General features: G+C 65.4%; 19 protein-coding genes. 5 read left to right on the top strand and 14 right to left on the bottom strand.

Features of this window, described 5'->3' with window-relative positions; translation table 11 throughout:
- Positions 1-25: 25 nt before the first annotated feature.
- Positions 26-907 carry an OmpA family protein gene (locus V6M50_RS10670; RefSeq protein WP_332818540.1) on the bottom strand — a complete coding sequence of 294 codons (882 nt, stop codon included), beginning with the start codon at positions 905-907 and terminating at the stop codon, positions 26-28.
- 233 nt (positions 908-1,140) lie between these two features.
- Here V6M50_RS10670 and V6M50_RS10675 point away from each other — a divergent pair, with 233 nt between their 5' ends.
- Positions 1,141-2,427 carry an MFS transporter gene (locus V6M50_RS10675; protein WP_332818541.1) on the top strand — a complete coding sequence of 429 codons (1,287 nt, stop codon included), beginning with the start codon at positions 1,141-1,143 and terminating at the stop codon, positions 2,425-2,427.
- On the opposite strand, the gene V6M50_RS10680 is transcribed toward V6M50_RS10675, so the two are convergent.
- From V6M50_RS10680 to V6M50_RS10690, 3 genes are all read right to left on the bottom strand, one after another.
- Entirely contained in the window at positions 2,422-3,351 is a 930-nt protein-coding gene (locus V6M50_RS10680; RefSeq protein WP_332818542.1) for a DMT family transporter, read from the bottom strand. The two genes, V6M50_RS10675 and V6M50_RS10680, sit on opposite strands and share 6 nt — an antisense overlap.
- A gap of 62 nt (positions 3,352-3,413) precedes the next feature.
- Positions 3,414-3,956 (bottom strand): 16S rRNA (guanine(966)-N(2))-methyltransferase RsmD, encoded by a 543-nt coding sequence (gene rsmD, locus V6M50_RS10685; protein ID WP_332818543.1) that lies wholly within the window; start codon positions 3,954-3,956, stop codon positions 3,414-3,416.
- Between the two features lie 5 nt (positions 3,957-3,961).
- The gene (locus V6M50_RS10690) at positions 3,962-4,822 is read right to left on the bottom strand and encodes a pseudouridine synthase (protein ID WP_332818544.1); all 861 of its coding nucleotides are present in this window, start codon (positions 4,820-4,822) and stop codon (positions 3,962-3,964) included.
- A gap of 156 nt (positions 4,823-4,978) precedes the next feature.
- On the opposite strand from V6M50_RS10690, the gene V6M50_RS10695 reads away from it, so the two are divergent.
- Both V6M50_RS10695 and V6M50_RS10700 read left to right on the top strand, forming a co-directional pair.
- Positions 4,979-5,416 (top strand): response regulator, encoded by a 438-nt coding sequence (locus tag V6M50_RS10695; protein ID WP_332818545.1) that lies wholly within the window; start codon positions 4,979-4,981, stop codon positions 5,414-5,416.
- Between the two features lie 102 nt (positions 5,417-5,518).
- On the top strand, positions 5,519-7,075 hold the full coding sequence (locus V6M50_RS10700; RefSeq protein ID WP_332818546.1) for an AmpG family muropeptide MFS transporter: 1,557 nt from the start codon (positions 5,519-5,521) through the stop codon (positions 7,073-7,075).
- A gap of 10 nt (positions 7,076-7,085) precedes the next feature.
- Here V6M50_RS10700 and V6M50_RS10705 read toward each other — a convergent pair whose 3' ends face one another.
- From V6M50_RS10705 to purB, 8 genes are all read right to left on the bottom strand, one after another.
- Positions 7,086-8,435, bottom strand: a complete 1,350-nt coding sequence (locus V6M50_RS10705; protein WP_332818547.1) for a bifunctional folylpolyglutamate synthase/dihydrofolate synthase — start codon at positions 8,433-8,435, stop codon at positions 7,086-7,088.
- Between the two features lie 124 nt (positions 8,436-8,559).
- On the bottom strand, positions 8,560-9,411 hold the full coding sequence (gene accD / locus V6M50_RS10710) for an acetyl-CoA carboxylase, carboxyltransferase subunit beta (RefSeq protein WP_332818548.1): 852 nt from the start codon (positions 9,409-9,411) through the stop codon (positions 8,560-8,562).
- Positions 9,408-10,205 (bottom strand): tryptophan synthase subunit alpha, encoded by a 798-nt coding sequence (trpA, locus tag V6M50_RS10715; RefSeq protein WP_332818549.1) that lies wholly within the window; start codon positions 10,203-10,205, stop codon positions 9,408-9,410. Before trpA ends, accD begins: the two co-directional genes overlap by 4 nt.
- 187 nt (positions 10,206-10,392) lie before the next feature.
- Positions 10,393-11,604: a tryptophan synthase subunit beta gene (gene trpB, locus V6M50_RS10720; protein WP_332818550.1), complete on the bottom strand. Its 1,212-nt coding sequence runs from the start codon at positions 11,602-11,604 to the stop codon at positions 10,393-10,395.
- Positions 11,601-12,230, bottom strand: a complete 630-nt coding sequence (locus V6M50_RS10725; protein ID WP_332818551.1) for a phosphoribosylanthranilate isomerase — start codon at positions 12,228-12,230, stop codon at positions 11,601-11,603. Before V6M50_RS10725 ends, trpB begins: the two co-directional genes overlap by 4 nt.
- 104 nt (positions 12,231-12,334) lie before the next feature.
- Entirely contained in the window at positions 12,335-13,009 is a 675-nt protein-coding gene (gene pyrF, locus V6M50_RS10730; RefSeq protein ID WP_332818552.1) for an orotidine-5'-phosphate decarboxylase, read from the bottom strand.
- Positions 13,006-13,344: a LapA family protein gene (locus tag V6M50_RS10735; protein ID WP_332818553.1), complete on the bottom strand. Its 339-nt coding sequence runs from the start codon at positions 13,342-13,344 to the stop codon at positions 13,006-13,008. The genes pyrF and V6M50_RS10735 overlap by 4 nt, the downstream gene beginning before the upstream one ends.
- A 180-nt stretch (positions 13,345-13,524) precedes the next feature.
- Positions 13,525-14,835 (bottom strand): adenylosuccinate lyase, encoded by a 1,311-nt coding sequence (gene purB, locus V6M50_RS10740; protein ID WP_332818554.1) that lies wholly within the window; start codon positions 14,833-14,835, stop codon positions 13,525-13,527.
- A 200-nt stretch (positions 14,836-15,035) separates the two neighbouring features.
- Here purB and V6M50_RS10745 point away from each other — a divergent pair, with 200 nt between their 5' ends.
- Positions 15,036-15,350, top strand: coding sequence for a hypothetical protein (locus tag V6M50_RS10745; protein WP_332818555.1), 315 nt, complete (start codon positions 15,036-15,038; stop codon positions 15,348-15,350).
- A 30-nt stretch (positions 15,351-15,380) separates the two neighbouring features.
- Positions 15,381-15,860, top strand: a complete 480-nt coding sequence (locus V6M50_RS10750; RefSeq protein ID WP_332818556.1) for a calcium-binding protein — start codon at positions 15,381-15,383, stop codon at positions 15,858-15,860.
- A 96-nt stretch (positions 15,861-15,956) separates the two neighbouring features.
- Here V6M50_RS10750 and rnk read toward each other — a convergent pair whose 3' ends face one another.
- The gene (gene rnk, locus V6M50_RS10755) at positions 15,957-16,370 is read right to left on the bottom strand and encodes a nucleoside diphosphate kinase regulator (RefSeq protein WP_332818557.1); all 414 of its coding nucleotides are present in this window, start codon (positions 16,368-16,370) and stop codon (positions 15,957-15,959) included.
- Between the two features lie 224 nt (positions 16,371-16,594).
- On the bottom strand, positions 16,595-17,278 hold the full coding sequence (gene radC / locus V6M50_RS10760; RefSeq protein WP_332818558.1) for a RadC family protein: 684 nt from the start codon (positions 17,276-17,278) through the stop codon (positions 16,595-16,597).
- Positions 17,279-17,466 lie beyond the last annotated feature (188 nt).

Genomic DNA, 17,466 nt, shown 5'->3' on the forward strand with positions numbered 1-17,466 from the left:
GTGGGCGAAGCCCACCCCGAGCGTCTTACAGACCGTCAAGACCCTTGCTGACCAGAATGTTCACCGCAACGCGGCGGTTCTGTGCCTTGCCTTCGGCGGTGCTATTGTCCGCTGTCGGGTCGGCTTCGGCCATGCCGGTGGGGGTCAGCATGCGATAGGGTTTCCAGCCGCAGGCCTGCTGAAGATGATTGACGACGCGGCTCGCTCGCTTTTCGCTCAGCGCCTGGTTGAGTTCCTGGCTTCCCGTGGAATCGGTGTAGCCAACGACCAGCAACAGAGCGTTATCCGTCGCCTCGGCCTGGGTTGCCGCAGCGCAGAGATCGGCTTGCGCCTGACTGGACAGCACGGCCTTGCCGGTGTCGAAGTTCACGTTCGTCGTGGCTTTGACGTTATACTGGTCGATATCGCCCACGCGGCTGCGCAGCGCCTCGGTTGCCGCGGTCTGTTCGGCAAAGCGCTGGTTGGTGCCGGTATGGATCATCGATGCGGTCCGGAGGTCCTTGTTCTTGAGTTCGACCTCGCTCGCCACCAGGTCGCCGCCGCCCTGCAATGTCTCGACGCTGACCGGTAGGCCGTTGAGCAGCGAATCCGCGGCCAGCTTGTTGCGGTTGAGGCCCAAAAATCCACCGCTGGACTTGATCCGGGTGTTCTCATTGAGCGCGATAATCGTGTTGTTGCCGTCGGCGGTCGTGACCTGCATCCTGCCTTCGCTGCGCGCGGAGATGATGCCTTCGATCTCGGGCCCCTTGGTCATCTCTGCCGCTTCAGGCGGAGCCGTGCCATAGACGGTCGTCATGACTTCGCCACCGGACGTGTCCTGCGGCTGCGCAGCCAGGCTGCCCGTCGCTGGCCCGGCCAGCATGGCCAGCAGCAACAGAGATCCTGAACTCTTGGAAATTGCACCCATACCCTACTCCTTCAATTGGATCAGCAGGGCCCGCGTGTTTATGTGGCCCTTTCTGGCACAAGAATACTCGCGGCAAGGTCGATAGTTGCGCAGGTCATCGGCCGCTTTGCACGGCGCGTCGATAAGTCTGCACTGCACAAGCGCAATCTTGCGCGTTCGGACAAACGCGCATTCCGCTTGATGGGACGGGGCAGGGCGTTCAAAGCGGCGCCGTCACCAAATGGGGAGAGGCTTTGGCCGTGAATCTGGCACCCTATCGCGCGCATCGCCGCATTTTGACCGCGAGCCTTGTCGGCACCGCGGTCGAATTTTATGACTTCTATATCTATGGCACCGCGGCGGCGCTGGTGTTCGGGCCTTTGTTCTTTCCATCGGAGTCGCCGTCGGCGCAGCTGCTGCTCAGCTTCATGAGCTTTGGGCTCGCCTTTTTTGCGCGACCCGTCGGCGCCATCGTGTTCGGCCATTATGGCGACCGGATCGGGCGCAAGTCGACGCTCGTTGCGTCGCTGATGCTGATGGGTGCCTCGACGCTGCTGATCGCCTTTCTGCCGACCTATGCGATGGTCGGGTGGGTGGCGCCGCTGCTGCTTTGCATATTGCGTTTCGGGCAGGGTTTCGGGCTGGGCGGCGAATGGGGCGGGGCGGCGTTGCTTGCGGTCGAGAATGCGCCGCCGGGATGGCGCGCGCGCTTCGGCATGGCGCCGCAGCTGGGCGCGCCGGTCGGCTTCATCGCGGCGAACGGGCTGTTCCTGCTGCTCGGGCTGTGGCTGAGCGACGCCGATTTCGCGGCATGGGGATGGCGCATTCCGTTCCTCGTCTCGGCGGTGCTCGTCGGGTTGGGGCTTTGGGTGCGGCTCAAGATCGGCGAGACGCCCGCCTTTGCCGAGGCGCTGGAGAAGGAGGCGCCGGTCGGGGTGCCGATCGGCGAACTACTGCGGCATCATCTGGTCGCCACGCTTGCGGGGACCTTTGCGGTCGTCGCCTGCTTTGCCATCTTCTATCTCGCGACCGCCTTCGCACTCGCGCACGGGACGACGGAGCTGGGTTATCCGAAGGAGCAGTTCCTGCTGATCCAGCTCGGCGCGATCCTGTTCATGGCGGTGGGTATCGTCTTTGCCGGCTATGCGAGCGATGCGTCGAGCACGCAAAAGGTGCTGACGTGGGGATGCGGCGCGACGGTGCTGGTCGGGTTCCTGTTCGGGCCGTCGCTGGCGTCGGGATCGTGGTTCATCGTCGGGCTGGGGCTGGCCGCCGCGCTGTTCGTGATGGGGCTGGTCTATGGCCCGCTCGGGGCGTGGCTCACGACTTTGTTCCCGGTGCGCGTGCGTTATACGGGGGCCTCGGTGGCGTTCAACCTGGGCGGAATATTGGGCGGGGCGATGGCGCCGATCATAGCGCAATGGCTGAGCGAACGCGGCGGCACGGCGACGGTCGGGCTGTATCTGGTGCTGGCGGGCGCGGTGAGCTGGGGCGGGCTGATGATGGTCCGGCGCGCGCCGCGCGGCGCCGCACGGCTATAGTTTTGGGTCCGGGCGAAACCGGTCGATAAGGCGGCCGTCGATCGCCGCCAGTCCGGCCGCGATCAGGGCCATGCCCGCCCAGTGACGCGGACGCAGTATCTCGCCCAGCACCAATGTGCCGAGCAGGATCGCGGTGACCGGGATGAGCAGGGTGACGAGGAGCGCATTGGTCGCGCCGGCGCGTTCGATCAGGCTGAAGTAGAGAAAATAGGCGACCGTCGTCGACAGGATGGCCAGTCCGGCGACCGCGAACAGCGTCCGCATCCCCGGGACTGGAAGATGCCAGGGCGTCTCGACGAACAGCGCGAGCGGCAGGATCAACAGCGTGGCCGCAATCAACTGGCCCGTCGCCACTTCCAGCGGCCGCACGCCCCAGGCCCGAAAGCGGCGGCCGTAAACCCCCGCCAGCGCATAGCACAGGGTCGCGCCAAGGCAGGCGAGCTGCGCCAGCATGGTGCCGCCGCGCCAGTCCAGCGCATCGCCGCCGATCATCACGGCAACCCCGGCGATCCCTGCCAGCACGCCGCCCAGCTTTGCCGGCGTAGCCTTTTCGTCGGAGGTCAGCAGATGGGCGACGATAACGCCCCACAAGGGCGTTGTGGCATTGAGGATCGAGGCGAGCCCGCTGGCGATCTGGGTCTGGGCATAGGCAAACAGCGTGAAAGGGATGGCATTATTGAGCGCGGCGAGCAGGAAGAGCGCGGGCCACAGCCCCGGACGCCGAGGCATCGCGCGCCGCGTGAAAGCCATGAACAGGACCATCAGCAAGGCCGAAAGCCCGAGCCGGCACAGGACAAGCGTCAGCGGCGGCAATTCGTCGAGCGCGATTTCGAGAAAGAAGAACGAGCCGCCCCACATGACCGAAAGAAGGATCAGGATGGACCATTCGCCGGCCTCCATGCGATATCGTATCGGCTGCATCATGGGAATTCCCTAGCGGTGGACGCTCGGCCGCGGCGTCCCGCTTCTTGCGATCAAAGCGGCCGCTAAATCGGGGTGAGCAGCGTCAGACGCGCCTTCCCGACCTTGCGCTCGGTGTCCACGGCAAAGCCCGCAACATCGATGGTTTCGCTGTGCGCGGTTTCGACCGACACCCAGCTGTCGGGGCCGATCCAGCCGAGGCGATTCATTTTGTCGAGCGCGACGCTGGCCGCGGCGGTGCCATAGGGGGCGTCGAACATCAGCAGGTCGTAAGTGCGCTTGGCGGGGCCGAGGCCGAGGACCGATCCGGCGCGCACATCGGCGCGCGGCGTGGCGCCGAGCGACGACAGATTGCTCCGCAGCGCATCGAGCGCGTCGCGATCCTGCTCGGCGAACAGGCATTGCCCGGCGCCGCGCGACAGCGCTTCGATCCCGAGCGCGCCCGACCCCGCGAACAGGTCGGCGACGACCAGCCCCTCGAAGCTGCCGAGGCGGCTCGTCAGCATCGAGAAGAGCGTCTCGCGCGTGCGGTCCGCGGTCGGGCGCGTTGTATCGTTTTTGGGCGCGACCAGCTTGCGGCCCCGCCATTCTCCGGCAATCACGCGCATCGCCATCAGCCCATATGCCGCCGGAATTTGAACAATTCGTCGCGCGACACGACATCGACCGCTCCCATCGGCAGGCCGTCGAGTTCGAACGCGCCGTAACGCGTGCGGATCAGGCGGCTGACCTGCAGCCCGAAATGTTCGAGCACCTTGCGCACTTCGCGGTTCTTGCCTTCGGTCAGCGTCATTTCGACCCACTGGTTGCGCCCGGTGCGGCGTTCGAGATTGGCGTCGATCTTGCCGTAGGTGACGCCGTCGATCGTGATCCCCATCGCGAGCTCCTCGAGCTGCGCCTGGCTGATGTCGCCGAAGGCGCGCGCGCGATAGGTGCGCTCGACGCCGCTGGCGGGAAGTTCGAGCTGGCGTTTGAATTCGCCGTCGTTGGTGAGCAGCAGCAGCCCCTCGGTATTATAGTCGAGGCGGCCGACGGGCATCAGGCGCGGCAGGCCCTTGGGCAGCAAGTCGTAGATCGTCTTGCGGCCCTTGGGATCGCGCGCCGCGGTGATGCAGCCCGCGGGTTTGTGGAAGCGGTAGAGGCGTGTCGAGACGGGCTTCGCGACGGGATTGCCGTCGACGGTCAGCCCTTCGAGCGAGGTGAGCAAAGGCGCGGGGTGGACGATGACCTGGCCGTTCAGCGCGATGCGTCCTTCCTCGACCATCCGCTCGACGTCGCGGCGCGAGCCGACGCCGGCGCGCGCGAGCAGCTTCGCGATCCGCTGCGGCCCGTCCTCGCGCTCGGCCTCGGCGGGTTTGGTTTTGAGCGCGGATGCGGCGCCGCGCGCGGCACGGCGGCCTTTCGGGGCGTCGCGATCGCCAAGGGCTTTCGGCGCCGCGCGGGGCGCGGGGCGGGGTGGGCGGCGTGTGTTCATGGGAACAGATGCGGCTTTCTTGTCGTTATTCGGGATGAAAAGTGTTGCGTTGTGATCACGCTCATAGCCGGAAAAGTGTCGCTTCGTCGATGGCAAGCAGAAGCAATCTTGCACGGAGGCCGGGAGCGAGTCATGGCGACGTTAAAGGGAGTGTATATGCTCTTCGTCCATCGCCCGTCCTGCATCAAGCGGCTGCTGATCATCGAGGATGATCCGCTGGTCGCGTTCGACAATGAGCGGACGCTGAAACACAGCGGCTACGATGTCATCGCGACGGTCGATTCGGGCGAAGCCGCGGTGCCGATCATTGCGGGCGAAGCGATCGATGCGGTCGTTCTCGACCTGGGCCTTGCCGGCCATATGACCGGGCGCGAGGTGGCGCGGATCGCGCGCGACCGCGGGATCGCGGTGCTGCTGGTGACCGGAAAATGCCCCGAAGACGCCGCCGACATCGCGGTCGCCTGCCTCGGCAAACCACACAGCGCCTCGGCGCTCGTCGCGGCGCTGCGCGCGGTCGAAACGATGACGTGCAAGAACCAGCCGCCGCGCAAGGTCAGCGGATTGCAGACCTATTGGCGCCCCGCCGCGGCGTGAGCGCGATCAGCCGATAAATAGCCGCTTCCAATTTGAAGCCAAGGCTATAGGCCTTGGCCCATAACAAGGCGTCCGCCGAGCGGATGCGCGGGGAGCATCGGCATGTCGGTTGATCTGATTCGGTTTATTATTTTTGTTGCGATCCTCGGCGGGCTGGTGATCGTCGCGCTATCGATCCCGGCGTTCCGGCCCTATTTGCGCAAAAATCCGATGATTACCTTCCTGCTCGGCATATCGAGCGGTTTTCCGCTGACGCTGCTGATCGCGACGATGACCTTCTGGCTTGCCAAGGTCGGGATCGACACCGCGACGATCGGCTTCGCGGTCGCGCTGGGTATTCCCTATACGCTCAAATTCCTGTGGGCGCCGCTGGTCGACAAGCTGCCGCTGCCATTCCTCACCAAGACGTTCGGACAAAGGCGCGGCTGGCTGTTCTTCATCCAGGCGTTGCTGTTCGTCGCGATCTGGCAGCTCGGCGCGAGCGACCCGAAGCCCGGCGACATCGGACTGTTCGCGGTCTGGGCGCTGATCACCGCCTTTCTCTCGGCGACGCAGGACATCGTTATCGACGCCTATCGTATCGAGATTCTGGAAGAAGACGAGTTCGCGCACGGCACCGCAACGAACCAGTTCGGGTATCGCACCGGCAATCTGATCGCGGGCGCGGGCACGATCTATTTCGCGTCGAGCGAAGGGCTGGGGCTGGGCTGGGCGACCGCCTATGGCCTGACCGCCTTTTGCATCGTTCCCGCGATCATTGGCGCGCTGTGGGCAGGGCCGGGCAAGTTCGTCGACCGGTTCGAACATGCCGCGGGGATGAAGGCCGGGCAGTGGCTGACCGAGGCTGTCGTCAACCCGTTCCGCGAATTCCTGACGCGCCACGGTGCGTTTCTGATCCTCGGTTTCGTTCTCGTCTATAAGGTCGGCGATGCGATGGGGCAGACGATGCTGGGGCCAATGATCGTCGACCTGGGTTTTCCCGACCTCGACTATATCTCCGCCAATAAAATGTGGGGCTTTGGGGCACTCATTGTCGGTTCGGCGCTAGGGGCTCCTTTCCTGTTGTGGCTCGGCATGGGCCGCGCGCTGCTGATTTCGGGGCTGATGATGATGTTCTCGAACGTCATGTTCATGATCCTGGCCGCCACCGGTAACCATTACTGGATGCTCGTCGCCGCGATCGTCACCGAAAATCTGACGAGCGGCATCGGGCTGACGGTGTTCACCACCTATCTCTCCGGCCTGTCGAGCATCGCCTATACCGCCACGCAGTTCGCGCTGCTGTCGTCCTTTGCCGGCGTTGGGCGGACCTTCATGGCTGGACCGGCGGGCATCGTCGCCGAGAAGCTTGGCTGGGTCGGCTTCTGGGGCTTTACGGTGGTCGCCGCGATCCCGGGGATGCTGCTGCTCTGGATCCTGTGGAACAAGGGCTATGTAGTGGAAAGCATCCGCCAGACCGCCGTTGTCGATGACCAGCAACTCAAGCAGCCGGTCGGCGCGTGGCGCATTTTCGGTTTCACGCTGATCGTCGCGGGCCTCGTCGGCGTGCTGATGTACCAGCAGCTCGAACTCGGCACCCATATCCTCGCCGCTTCGCTCATTGCCTTTGTGGCCGGTATGCTGCTGGCGTGGAAGGGCAAGGCGCCGAAGACCGCGTAAGGCCGCTCGACTAGACCGGCCATTCCCCGTTGAAATCGAGCGCCTGCCCGACGAGGTAGAGCGATCCGCCGATGAGGATGTTTCGCGCCGGGCTGTCGGCGGCGAGCGCGCGCACCGCGCTTGCCACATCGGCGCGCGGCACCGCCGCGGCGATGCCTGCGCCGAGGGCGATCCTGGCAAGGCTAGCGGGGTCGTGATGGTCGTGTCCGGTGATCGGAACCGTCATCACGCGCCGGACATGCGGCGCGAGCATGTGCAGGAAGGCGGCGGCATCCTTGTTCGCCAGCATGCCCAGAACGAGGTCGACCGGCTCGCGCCGCGCCAGCGTATCGTCGAGAAAACTGGCGACTTGCATCGCGGCATCGAGATTGTGGCCGCCGTCGATCCAGATGTCATGGCCGTCCGGCATCAGCGCGGTCAGTGGCCCCGGGCCGAGCAGCTGCATTCGCCCCGGCCAATTGGCGTCGGCGACCCCGCGCGCGATGTCTGCGTCGGCGGGCTGCGGGCCGAGGGCGAGGCGAAGCATCGCGATGGCGAGCCCGGCGTTGCGCATCTGGTACGCGCCGGCCATGCGTGGGCGCAGCGGCTGGTCGATCGAACCCAGTTTCGACGTCCAGCGAAAGCCGTCGCCGTCAGCTTCTACGGTCCAGCCGTCGCCCTCTGGAAAGAGCGTGGTGCCGACGGAGGCGACCTTGGCGGCGATGACGTCGCGGACGAGGGGCGGGTAGCTGAAGGTTGCAACGGGTGTGTCGGGTTTGATGATCCCCGCCTTTTCCCACGCGATGCGCGCGGCGGGTTCGGCGGGCGTCCCGGCTTCGGGTTCGAGCAGGAAGGCTTCATGATCGATGCCGAGCGAGGCGATGCCGCAAACCGCGGGCGCCGGGATGATGTTGGTTGCGTCGAGGCGGCCGCCGAGGCCGACCTCGATGATACAATCGTCGGCCGGGATGCGCGCGAAGGCGAGGAAGGCGGCGGCGGTGGTGACTTCGAAGAAGCTGGCTTGCAGCCCCTCGGCCTCATCCAGCACCTCCTCGAGCAATACCGCGAGCAGCGCGTCGTTGATCAGCGTCCCGGCGATGCGGATGCGTTCGTTGAAGCGCACGAGGTGCGGGCTGGTGTAGCTGTGAACGCGGCGGCCGCTCGCCTCAAGGATCGCGCGGAGGTAGGCGCAGGTCGACCCTTTGCCGTTGGTGCCCGCGACATGGAAGGTGCGCGGAAGCTGGTTTTGCGGATTGCCGAGGCGTGCGCACAGTTCGGCGATGCGTTCGAGGCCGAGGATGTCACGGCCCGGCGACAGCGCGGCGAGGCGGTCGAGCTGGGCCTGGACGGCGGGGTCGGAGCTGTGGGCGTGGTCGGGCATTAGGGCTTTGCCTAGAAATAATCAGCGTCATTGCGAGCGAAGCGAAGCAATCCAGGGCGGTTTAGGCGACTCTGGATTGCCGCGTCGCCTTCGGCTCCTCGCAATGACGAGGATTGAGGAAGCCTCACGCCGCCTTTTCGGGCGCCAGATAGCCGATCAGGCGACCCAGTGTTTCGGGCAGTTCCTTGCGGTGCACGACCATGTCGATCATTCCGTGATCGAGCAGATATTCGGCGCGCTGGAAACCTTCGGGCAGTTTTTCGCGGATCGTATTTTCGATCACGCGCTGGCCGGCAAAGCCGATCAGCGCCTTGGGTTCGCTGATCTGCACGTCGCCGAGCATCGCATAGCTGGCGGTCACGCCGCCCGTCGTCGGATCGGTGAGCAGCACGATATAGGGCAGGCCCGCGCGGCGCAGGCGCGCGAGCGCGACGGTGGCGCGGGGCATCTGCATCAGCGACAGCGTGCCTTCCTGCATGCGCGCCCCGCCCGCGGCGGTGATCGCAATATAGGGCGTGCCGCGCTTGATCGCCTGTTCGACCCCGGCGACGAAGGCCTCGCCCACGGCGACGCCCATCGACCCGCCCATGAAGGCGAAATCCTGGACACCGATCACGACACCCTGGCCCGAAATGCGGCCGAAGGCATTTTGATAGGCATCGCGGTCGCCGGTTTGCGCGCGCGCCGCCTTGATGCGATCGACATATTTCTTGGTGTCGCGGAACTTCAGCGGGTCCTCGGGCGCCGCGGGGGCGGCGATCATCTCGTGCAGTCCGCCGTCGAAGAGCTGCGCGAAACGCTCGGTCGCGCCGATGCGGTCGTGATGGTCGCAGCGCGGACAGACGTTGAGATTGTCTTCCCACTCCTTGACGAACACCATCTGCTGGCATTGGCGGCACTTGTGCCAAAGATTGTCGGCGGTATCGCGCTTGGCGGCGAAGGGCAGGGCGTTGCGAACGCGGTCGAGCCAGCTCATGCGGCGATCTCCTTTGCGCCGTGAATAGCATCGGCGAGTAAGCGGGTGAAGGCCTCGACATAGGGCGGGGCGGCGTCGCCATGCTCAGCGATGATGTCGATGAAGGCCGAACCGACGACCACGCCATCGGCGACCTTGGCGATCTCGGCCGCCTGCGCAGGGGTGCGGACGCCAAAGCCGACCGCGACGGGCAGATCGGTGGCGGCTTTCAGGCGCGCGACGGCCTCGTCGATGCTCGTCTGCGCGGCCTGCTGGAGGCCGGTGATGCCGGCGACCGAGACATAATAGAGGAAACCGCCTGCGCCGTTGAGTACGGCGGGCAGGCGCGCCGTGTCGGTCGTGGGCGTGGCGAGGCGGATGATGTCGACTCCATACTGCCGATACGCGTCGAGTTCCCGATCCTCTTCAGGCGGAATATCGACGCAAATGATGCCATCCACACCGGCGTCTGCAACCAACGCAGCCATCTCTGCAAAGTCTTCCAGTTGTGGGTTCACCATCGTGTTGGCGTATCCCATCAGCACAAGCGGAATGGCGGGATGACGATCTCGGAAAGCGCCGGCCATCTTCAAGATGTCGGCGGTCGTCGTGCCCTTCGCGAGGCTGCGCAAATTCGCGGCCTGAATCGCAGGGCCGTCGGCCATCGGATCGGTGAACGGCATGCCGAGCTCGATCACATCGGCGCCGCCGGCGACGAGCGCGTCGAGGTTTGCACCGGTGTCGCCGTCTCCCGCGGTGATGAAGGCAACGAGCGCCGGGCGCGGCTTGGCAAAGGTAGCTGCGAAACGGGTCATCGGGAAGGCGCCCTCAAATAAAAGACAATCGCGAACACGGCAGCAATGCTCGCATTATAGGCCAGTCTTGCGGAGGCGAGATTCCAAGCGTCGAAATTCAAGCCATACCGAAACAGCAGGTCGGCGAACGACAAGACGACCAGAAAGAGGCAGAAATCGGTAAAAATCCGAACCGGCTTCGATTGCATTAGAGTTCCACCCCCAGCGCATCGGCCACAGTGAAGATGTCCTTGTCGCCGCGGCCCGAGCAGTTGACGATGATGATTTTGTCCTTGCCCAGCGTCGGCGCGATGCGTTCGGCGGCGGCGATCGCGTGCGCGCTTTCGAGCGCCGGGATGATGCCTTCGAGCTTGGTCAGCTTCTGGAAGCTCGCGAGCGCCTCGGCATCGGTGACGGGTTCGTAGCGAACGCGGCCGATTTCGTGGAGCCAGCTATGTTCCGGCCCGATGCCCGGATAGTCGAGCCCCGCCGAGATGCTGTGCGCCTCGGTGATCTGGCCATCCTCGTCCTGCAGCAGATAGGTCTTGTTGCCGTGGAGGATGCCGGGGCGGCCGCCCGCGAGGCTGGCGGCGTGCTTGCCGTCGAGGCCTTCGCCCGCGGCCTCGACGCCGACGATCTCGACCTCGGCGTCGTCGAGGAAGGGGTGGAACAGGCCGATCGCGTTCGAGCCGCCGCCGACGGGAGCGATCAGCATGTCCGGGAGGCGGCCTTCGGCTTCGAGGATCTGCGCGCGTGCCTCGTCGCCGATCACCGACTGAAAATCGCGGACGAGTTCGGGATAGGGGTGTGGGCCGGCGACGGTGCCGATGATGTAGAACGTGTCGTGGACGTTCGCGACCCAGTGGCGCAGCGCCTCGTTCATCGCGTCCTTCAGCGTCTTCGCGCCCGATTCGACCGCGACGACTTCGGCGCCGAGCAGCTTCATGCGGAACACGTTCGGCTGCTGGCGCGCGACGTCGACCGCGCCCATGAAGATGGTGCACGGCAGGCCGAACAGCGCGGCGACGGTTGCGGTCGCGACGCCGTGCTGGCCGGCGCCGGTCTCGGCGATGATCTTGGTCTTGCCCATCCGTTTCGCGAGCAGGATCTGGCCGATGCAATTGTTGATCTTGTGCGCGCCGGTGTGGTTGAGATCCTCGCGCTTGAGGTAGATCTTCGCGCCGCCGAGGTGCTCGGTCAGCCGCTCGGCGAGCCACAGCGGGCTCGGCCGGCCGACATAATGTTTGAGCAGATAGTCGAACTCGGCCTTGAACGCGGGGTCGGCCTGCGCCGCACGATAATGACGCTCGAGATCAAGGATCAGCGGCATCAGCGTTTCGGCGACATAGCGCCCGCCGAACTGGCCGAAATGGCCGCGTTCGTCGGGGCCGGTGCGGAGGCTGTTGGGTGCGTGGGTCATCGACCCGCCGCTTTAAGGAACGCCGCGATCTTGTCTACATCCTTGACGCCCGGCGCGCTTTCGACACCCGAGGATACATCGACGAGCGGCGCGCCGGTCGCGGCGATCGCTTCGGCGACGTTGGCGGGAGTCAGCCCGCCGGCGATGCCCCAGTCCATGCTGTGGCGATGGTTTGCGAGCAGCGACCAGTCGAAGCGGGTGCCGGTACCGCCGGGCATCGCCGCCGCGGGGGCGTCGAACAGGATGCGGTGGGCAATGCCGTGATATTTCTGCACGCGTTCGAGGGTGCCGGCGTCCTTCAAGCCCACGGCTTTCCAGATTTCGGCGGGGACAAGCCGCTTCACCGCCGCGAGCCATTCGGGCGTTTCGTTGCCGTGAAACTGGATGATGTCGGGGCGCACAGCCGCGAGCGCCTGGCCGGTCAATTGCTGCGAGGCATTGACGAGCAGGAGCGCGACCTTGACGTGCGGCCCCGCACGCTTGCGTAAGGTCGCCGCCGTCTTCAGATCGACATAGCGCGGACTTGGCTCATAATGATTGAGGCCGATGTGGGTCGCGCCATGTTTGATGGCCGCATCGACCTCTTCAAGAGTCTTGAGACCGCAGATTTTAACGAGTGGGGGCATGTTCATCTTATCCTGTCGTCATTCCGGCGAAGGCCGGAATCTCCATGGCGCGCTATGCCGCGACGGTGAGATACCGGTCTTCGCCCGGATGACGAGTGTTTCTGTTAAAGCGTCGCCTCGATCGCGCGCGCGGCAAGATCGGGGTCGCCCGACTGGCTGATCGGGCGGCCGACGACGAGGATCGAGGCGCCGTCGGCCATCGCCTGCGCCGGGGTGACGACGCGCTTCTGGTCGCCCGCGTTGCCGTTCGCGGGGCGAACGCCGGGGACGACGAAGAAGCCGCCGGGCCACGCCTTGCGCGCCGCCTTCACTTCCTGACCCGAACAAACGATGCCGTCGAGCCCCGATTGACGCGCCAGCGCCGCGAGCCGGACGACCTGATCGTGGGGGGTGCCGCCGACGCCGATGTCATCGAGGTCGGGCGCATCGAGGCTGGTGAGCACGGTCACCGCGATTACCTTGGTGTTCAACCCGGCCGCGGCCTTTGCCTCTTCGAGCATCGCACGGCCCCCCGCAGCATGGACTGTCAGGATTGCGGGTTCGAGCGGACGCAGCGCCTGGATCGCCTTGGCGACGGTGTTCGGGATGTCGTGCAATTTCAGATCGAGGAAGATCGGCAGGCCGAGTTTCGCCATTTCATGCACGCCGTGATGGCCATTGGCGCAGAAGAATTCGAGGCCCAGCTTCAACCCGCCGACATGATGCCGCACCTTTTGCGCCAGCGTCTGCGCGGCGTCGAGGTGCGTGGTGTCGATGGCGAGATAGAGCGGTGACGTCATGGCATGTCCAATGGCAGGGAAGGCGTGTCGTTGACCGGCGCGGGCGCGGGCGCCGCCGGAGCGGGGTCGACGGGGCGGTTCGCGAGCGCGCGCATGTCGGCAAGCTGGCGCTCGCTGGCGTCGAGGCGGCGCTTCAACGACCAGCGCGTCGTGCGGAGCGCGATCCACATCGGCACGCTGCCGATCAGGAAGGCAGCGAAGATCAGTACCGGCAATTTGGTGTCGAGCACCTGCCCCGGCCAAATGGTGACAGTGACCGGAATCCAGTTCGCCATGGCGAAAATGACCAAGGTGGCGGTCAGCAAGACCCAGATGATCGTTCGCAGGATTCCCACTTTACCTTGCTCCTCCGTCGGTCCGTCGCACGACCCTAAGCGAGTTTTGCGCGGGTTTCCAGTCCCGGGGGCGCATCGCCCTTCTTCGTTGCATCGCCATCCCGGCGAAGGCGGGGATCTCATCGTCGCGCCTTTTGGCCCCGTCGAGATACCGGCCTTCGCCGGGATGACGGATTTAGCTTAGTCGAACACCCTCGCGAAGATCGTGTCGACATGCTTCATATGATAGCCAAGGTCGAAAAGCGCCGTCAGCTCGTCGGCCGAGAGCTTTGCGGTGACATCGGCGTCGGCCTTGAGCAGTTCGAGCAGCGACAGCGCGCCGTCGCTCTCCCACACCTTCATCGCGTTGCGCTGGACGAGCGCATAGCTGTCCTCACGGCTCGCGCCCGCCTGGGTGAGCGCCAGCAGCACGCGCTGCGAATGGACAAGGCCGCCCATGCGATCGAGATTCTTCTGCATCCGCGCAGGATAGACGAGCAGCTTGTCGACAACGCCGGTCAGCCGCGCGAGCGCGAAGTCGAGCGTGATCGTCGCGTCGGGACCGATGAAGCGTTCGACCGACGAATGGCTGATGTCGCGTTCATGCCACAGCGCGACATTTTCGAGCGCCGGGACGACCGCGCTGCGCACCATGCGCGCGAGGCCCGTGAGATTTTCGGTCAGCACCGGGTTGCGCTTGTGCGGCATCGCCGACGAGCCTTTCTGGCCCGGCGAGAAATATTCCTCGGCCTCGAGCACTTCGGTCCGCTGGAGGTGACGGACTTCGGTCGCGAGACGTTCGATCGATCCGGCGATGACGCCGAGCGTCGCAAAGAACATCGCATGGCGATCGCGCGGGATGACCTGCGTCGACACGGGTTCGACCGCGAGGCCGAGCTTGGCCGCGACATGCGCCTCGACGCGCGGGTCGATATTGGCGAAGGTTCCGACCGCACCCGAGATCGCGCAGGTCGCAACCTCGGCGCGCGCCGCGAGCAGGCGCGCCTTGCAGCGGTCAAACTCGGCATAAGCCTGCGCTAGCTTGAGCCCGAAGGTCACCGGTTCGGCATGGATGCCGTGGCTGCGGCCGATCGTCGGGGTGAGTTTGTGCTCATGGGCGCGGCGCTTGATCGCTTCGAGCAGTGCGTCGAGGTCGGCAAGGAGGAGGTCGGCGGCCTGGCTGAGCTGGACCGCGAGGCAGGTGTCGAGCACGTCGGAGCTGGTCATGCCCTGGTGCATGAAGCGCGCTTCGTCGCCGACATTTTCCGAAACCCAGGTCAGGAAGGCGATCACGTCATGCTTGGTGACCGCCTCGATCGCGTCGATCGCGGCGACGTCGATCACCGGGTTCGTCGCCCACCAATCCCACAGCGCCTTGGCCGCAGATTTGGGAACGGTTCCGAGTTCGGCGAGGGCGTCGGTGGCGTGCGCTTCGATCTCGAACCAGATCGACAAGCGATTCTCGGCCGACCAGATCGCGGTCATTTCCGGCCTGGCGTAACGCGGAACCATTGAATTTCCTTCCTTTTATGGCGTCTTATCGCGGAATCCCTGCGGAACCACGACGGGCCGCCCCGTAGCAGGGACGGGGCGTTTCGCCAAATGCAACTGCGCGGCAACTTTGCGCAAATTCGATGAGTTGCCCTCATGCCCCATCAGAAATGGCGACAGGTCGCAAATACCATCAACGTCGCCGCTACAGGAGAATACATGTGTTGAAACAAGTGCTTTTGATCGGCGCCGCGGCGATGAGCTTCCCGGCCCTGGCCCAGACGACGGCGCCCGCAGGCGAAGAACCGGCGCCCACGACCCAGTCGCAACCGGCCCCGACCGACACCACGGCGCCCGCGCCGGATGACAAGAAAAAGCCCAAGGACGATGCCGCCCCTGCCGACGACGCAACGCCGTCGGACGACGCCGCGCCGACCGAAGATGCCGCCCCGTCCGACACCCCGCCGGCAGCCGAGCCCACCCCTCCGACTGACCAGCCGGCTCCGGAGCCCGAACCTGAATCGAAGCCCCGGTAAACAACCCCATCCCAAGACAGGAGCAAGACCATGTTGAAGCAGATTCTTTTGATCGGTGCCGCCGCGGTGAGTTTCCCCGCGCTGGCGCAATCGACCCCGCCGGCCGATCCGGCCACCACGCCGCCGACCGCCGAACCGGCCCCGGGCGCGGATTCGACGACGCCGCCGGCCGACCCGGCTCCGACCCCGGCTCCGGGCGCTGAAACGTCGACCCCGCCGGCCGCGGGCAGCCAGCCCGCGCCTTCGGGATCCGCGGCGACGCCGACCCAGATCGCGCAGATCGTCGAACAGGAGTTTCCGACCTATGACGGCGACAAGAACGGCGATCTCAACGAAGCCGAATTCGGCGCGTGGATGAAGAAGCTGCGCGCGGCGACCGACCCGAGCGTCGACCCCGAATCGGCCGACGTAAAGACGTGGATCGGACAGGCTTTCGCCTCGGCCGATGGCGACAAGTCGGGCGCGGTGAACAAGACCGAACTGACCGGTTTCCTGTCGCGCGGCGCCTAACCAGCGCCCCGCACGGGGTGGTTGCAGCCGTCGGAGCGATCCGGCGGCTGCATCCGTTTGGGCGAGGCAAATGGGGCTGGGAGGGCGACGACGGCGCTACTGCTGACGCACGGCGATGATCGTCAGCCTGTGTTCCGCACCGCCGCGGTCGGGCCAGTTTATCGACTGCCCCACCCCGAGGCCGATCAGCCCGGCGCCGACGGGGGTGAGGATCGACATACGGCCGGCGGCAATGTCGGCATCGCCGGGATAGACGATGCGTACCGTGCGTTCGGCGCCGGTTTTTTCGTCGAGGAAGGTTACTTCCGACCCCATGGTTACGACATGGGACGGCATATCGGCGCGGCTACAGATGGTGGCGCGATCGATTTCGTCGAGCAGCAATTCATACAGGCGTATCGAATCGCGCTGCTTCTGCAATGTGAGTTCGGTCAGCGTGTCGGCTTCGCTGTCGATCATGCGGATTTGCGGCCTTGCGGCCTCGATTTTGGACAGGGCATGTTTGGTCATGGCACGGGCTTTCCGGCTGGCGCGCGGTCATCCCGCGCGCGGCAGTGTTGGGAAGGAGTTTGCCCCGGGTTCGGGGCAATCGCGCCGGAACCCGGGGCTAAATGCCCGCGAGAAGCTGTCCCCCGTGAAGGCGGAAGCGGAGGAAAAGGCCGCGCCGAATCTGCATGTCCGAAAGGATGTCGCAGGGGCCGTGCGAAGTCAAATCGAGGTGGCGCGGACGGGTGTCAGAGAAGCCCCATTGCGCGGAAGCTGCGATAATCGCTGCCCCCGATGATGATATGGTCGTGCAGCGCGATTCCCAGCTTCGCCGCGGCCTCGGCAATATCGCGGGTGATCGCGATGTCCTGCCGGCTCGGCTCGGGGCTGCCGCTCGGATGGTTGTGGACGAGGATGATCGCCGAAGCGCCGAGTTCGAGCGCGCGCTTGATCACCTCGCGAACATAGATTGCCGACTGGTCGATCGACCCTTCGCTCGCCAGTTCGTCGCGGATCAGCATGTTGCGCGAATTGAGGTAGAGGACGCGGACGCGCTCGACGTCGATCGGGCCCATGTCGGCGCGTAGCCAGTCGAGCAACGCGTCCCAGCTGGACAGCAGTGGCTTGTCGCGAAATTCGCCTTTCAGCAATCGCAGACTCACCGCCTGGGCGATTTTCAGCGCGGCGATGCCGGTGTCGCCGAGGCCGTCGACGCGGCGCAGTACATCGGGGTCGGCGCTGACGAGCTGCGCCAGCGATCCGAATTCGCGGAGCAGCGCCTTGGCGAGCGGCTTGGTGTCGCGGCGCGGCACGGCGAGGGCGAGCAGATATTCGACCAGCTCGTAATCGGCCAGCCCGTCGGCGTCGCCCAGCAGGCGCGCCCGCAGCCGCGCGCGGTGACCCAGGTGATCCGGTGTGTCGCTATCCCCCATGGGCCGGGAATAACCGCCTTGTGACGCGCACTCAACGGTCATAGGAAAGGATGATGGCGATCCGGACCAATTTCCTGCAGCGAAACGGGATTTCCGGCGTTGGTGCCTTGAACGGGGCCAGGATCGGCAGCGGGGCCGGAGGACGATATGTGCACGCCATGACGTCATCGTCGGCTTCGCCATCCTGC

The organism is Sphingopyxis sp. (genome assembly GCF_036675685.1).
Lineage (GTDB): Bacteria > Pseudomonadota > Alphaproteobacteria > Sphingomonadales > Sphingomonadaceae > Sphingopyxis.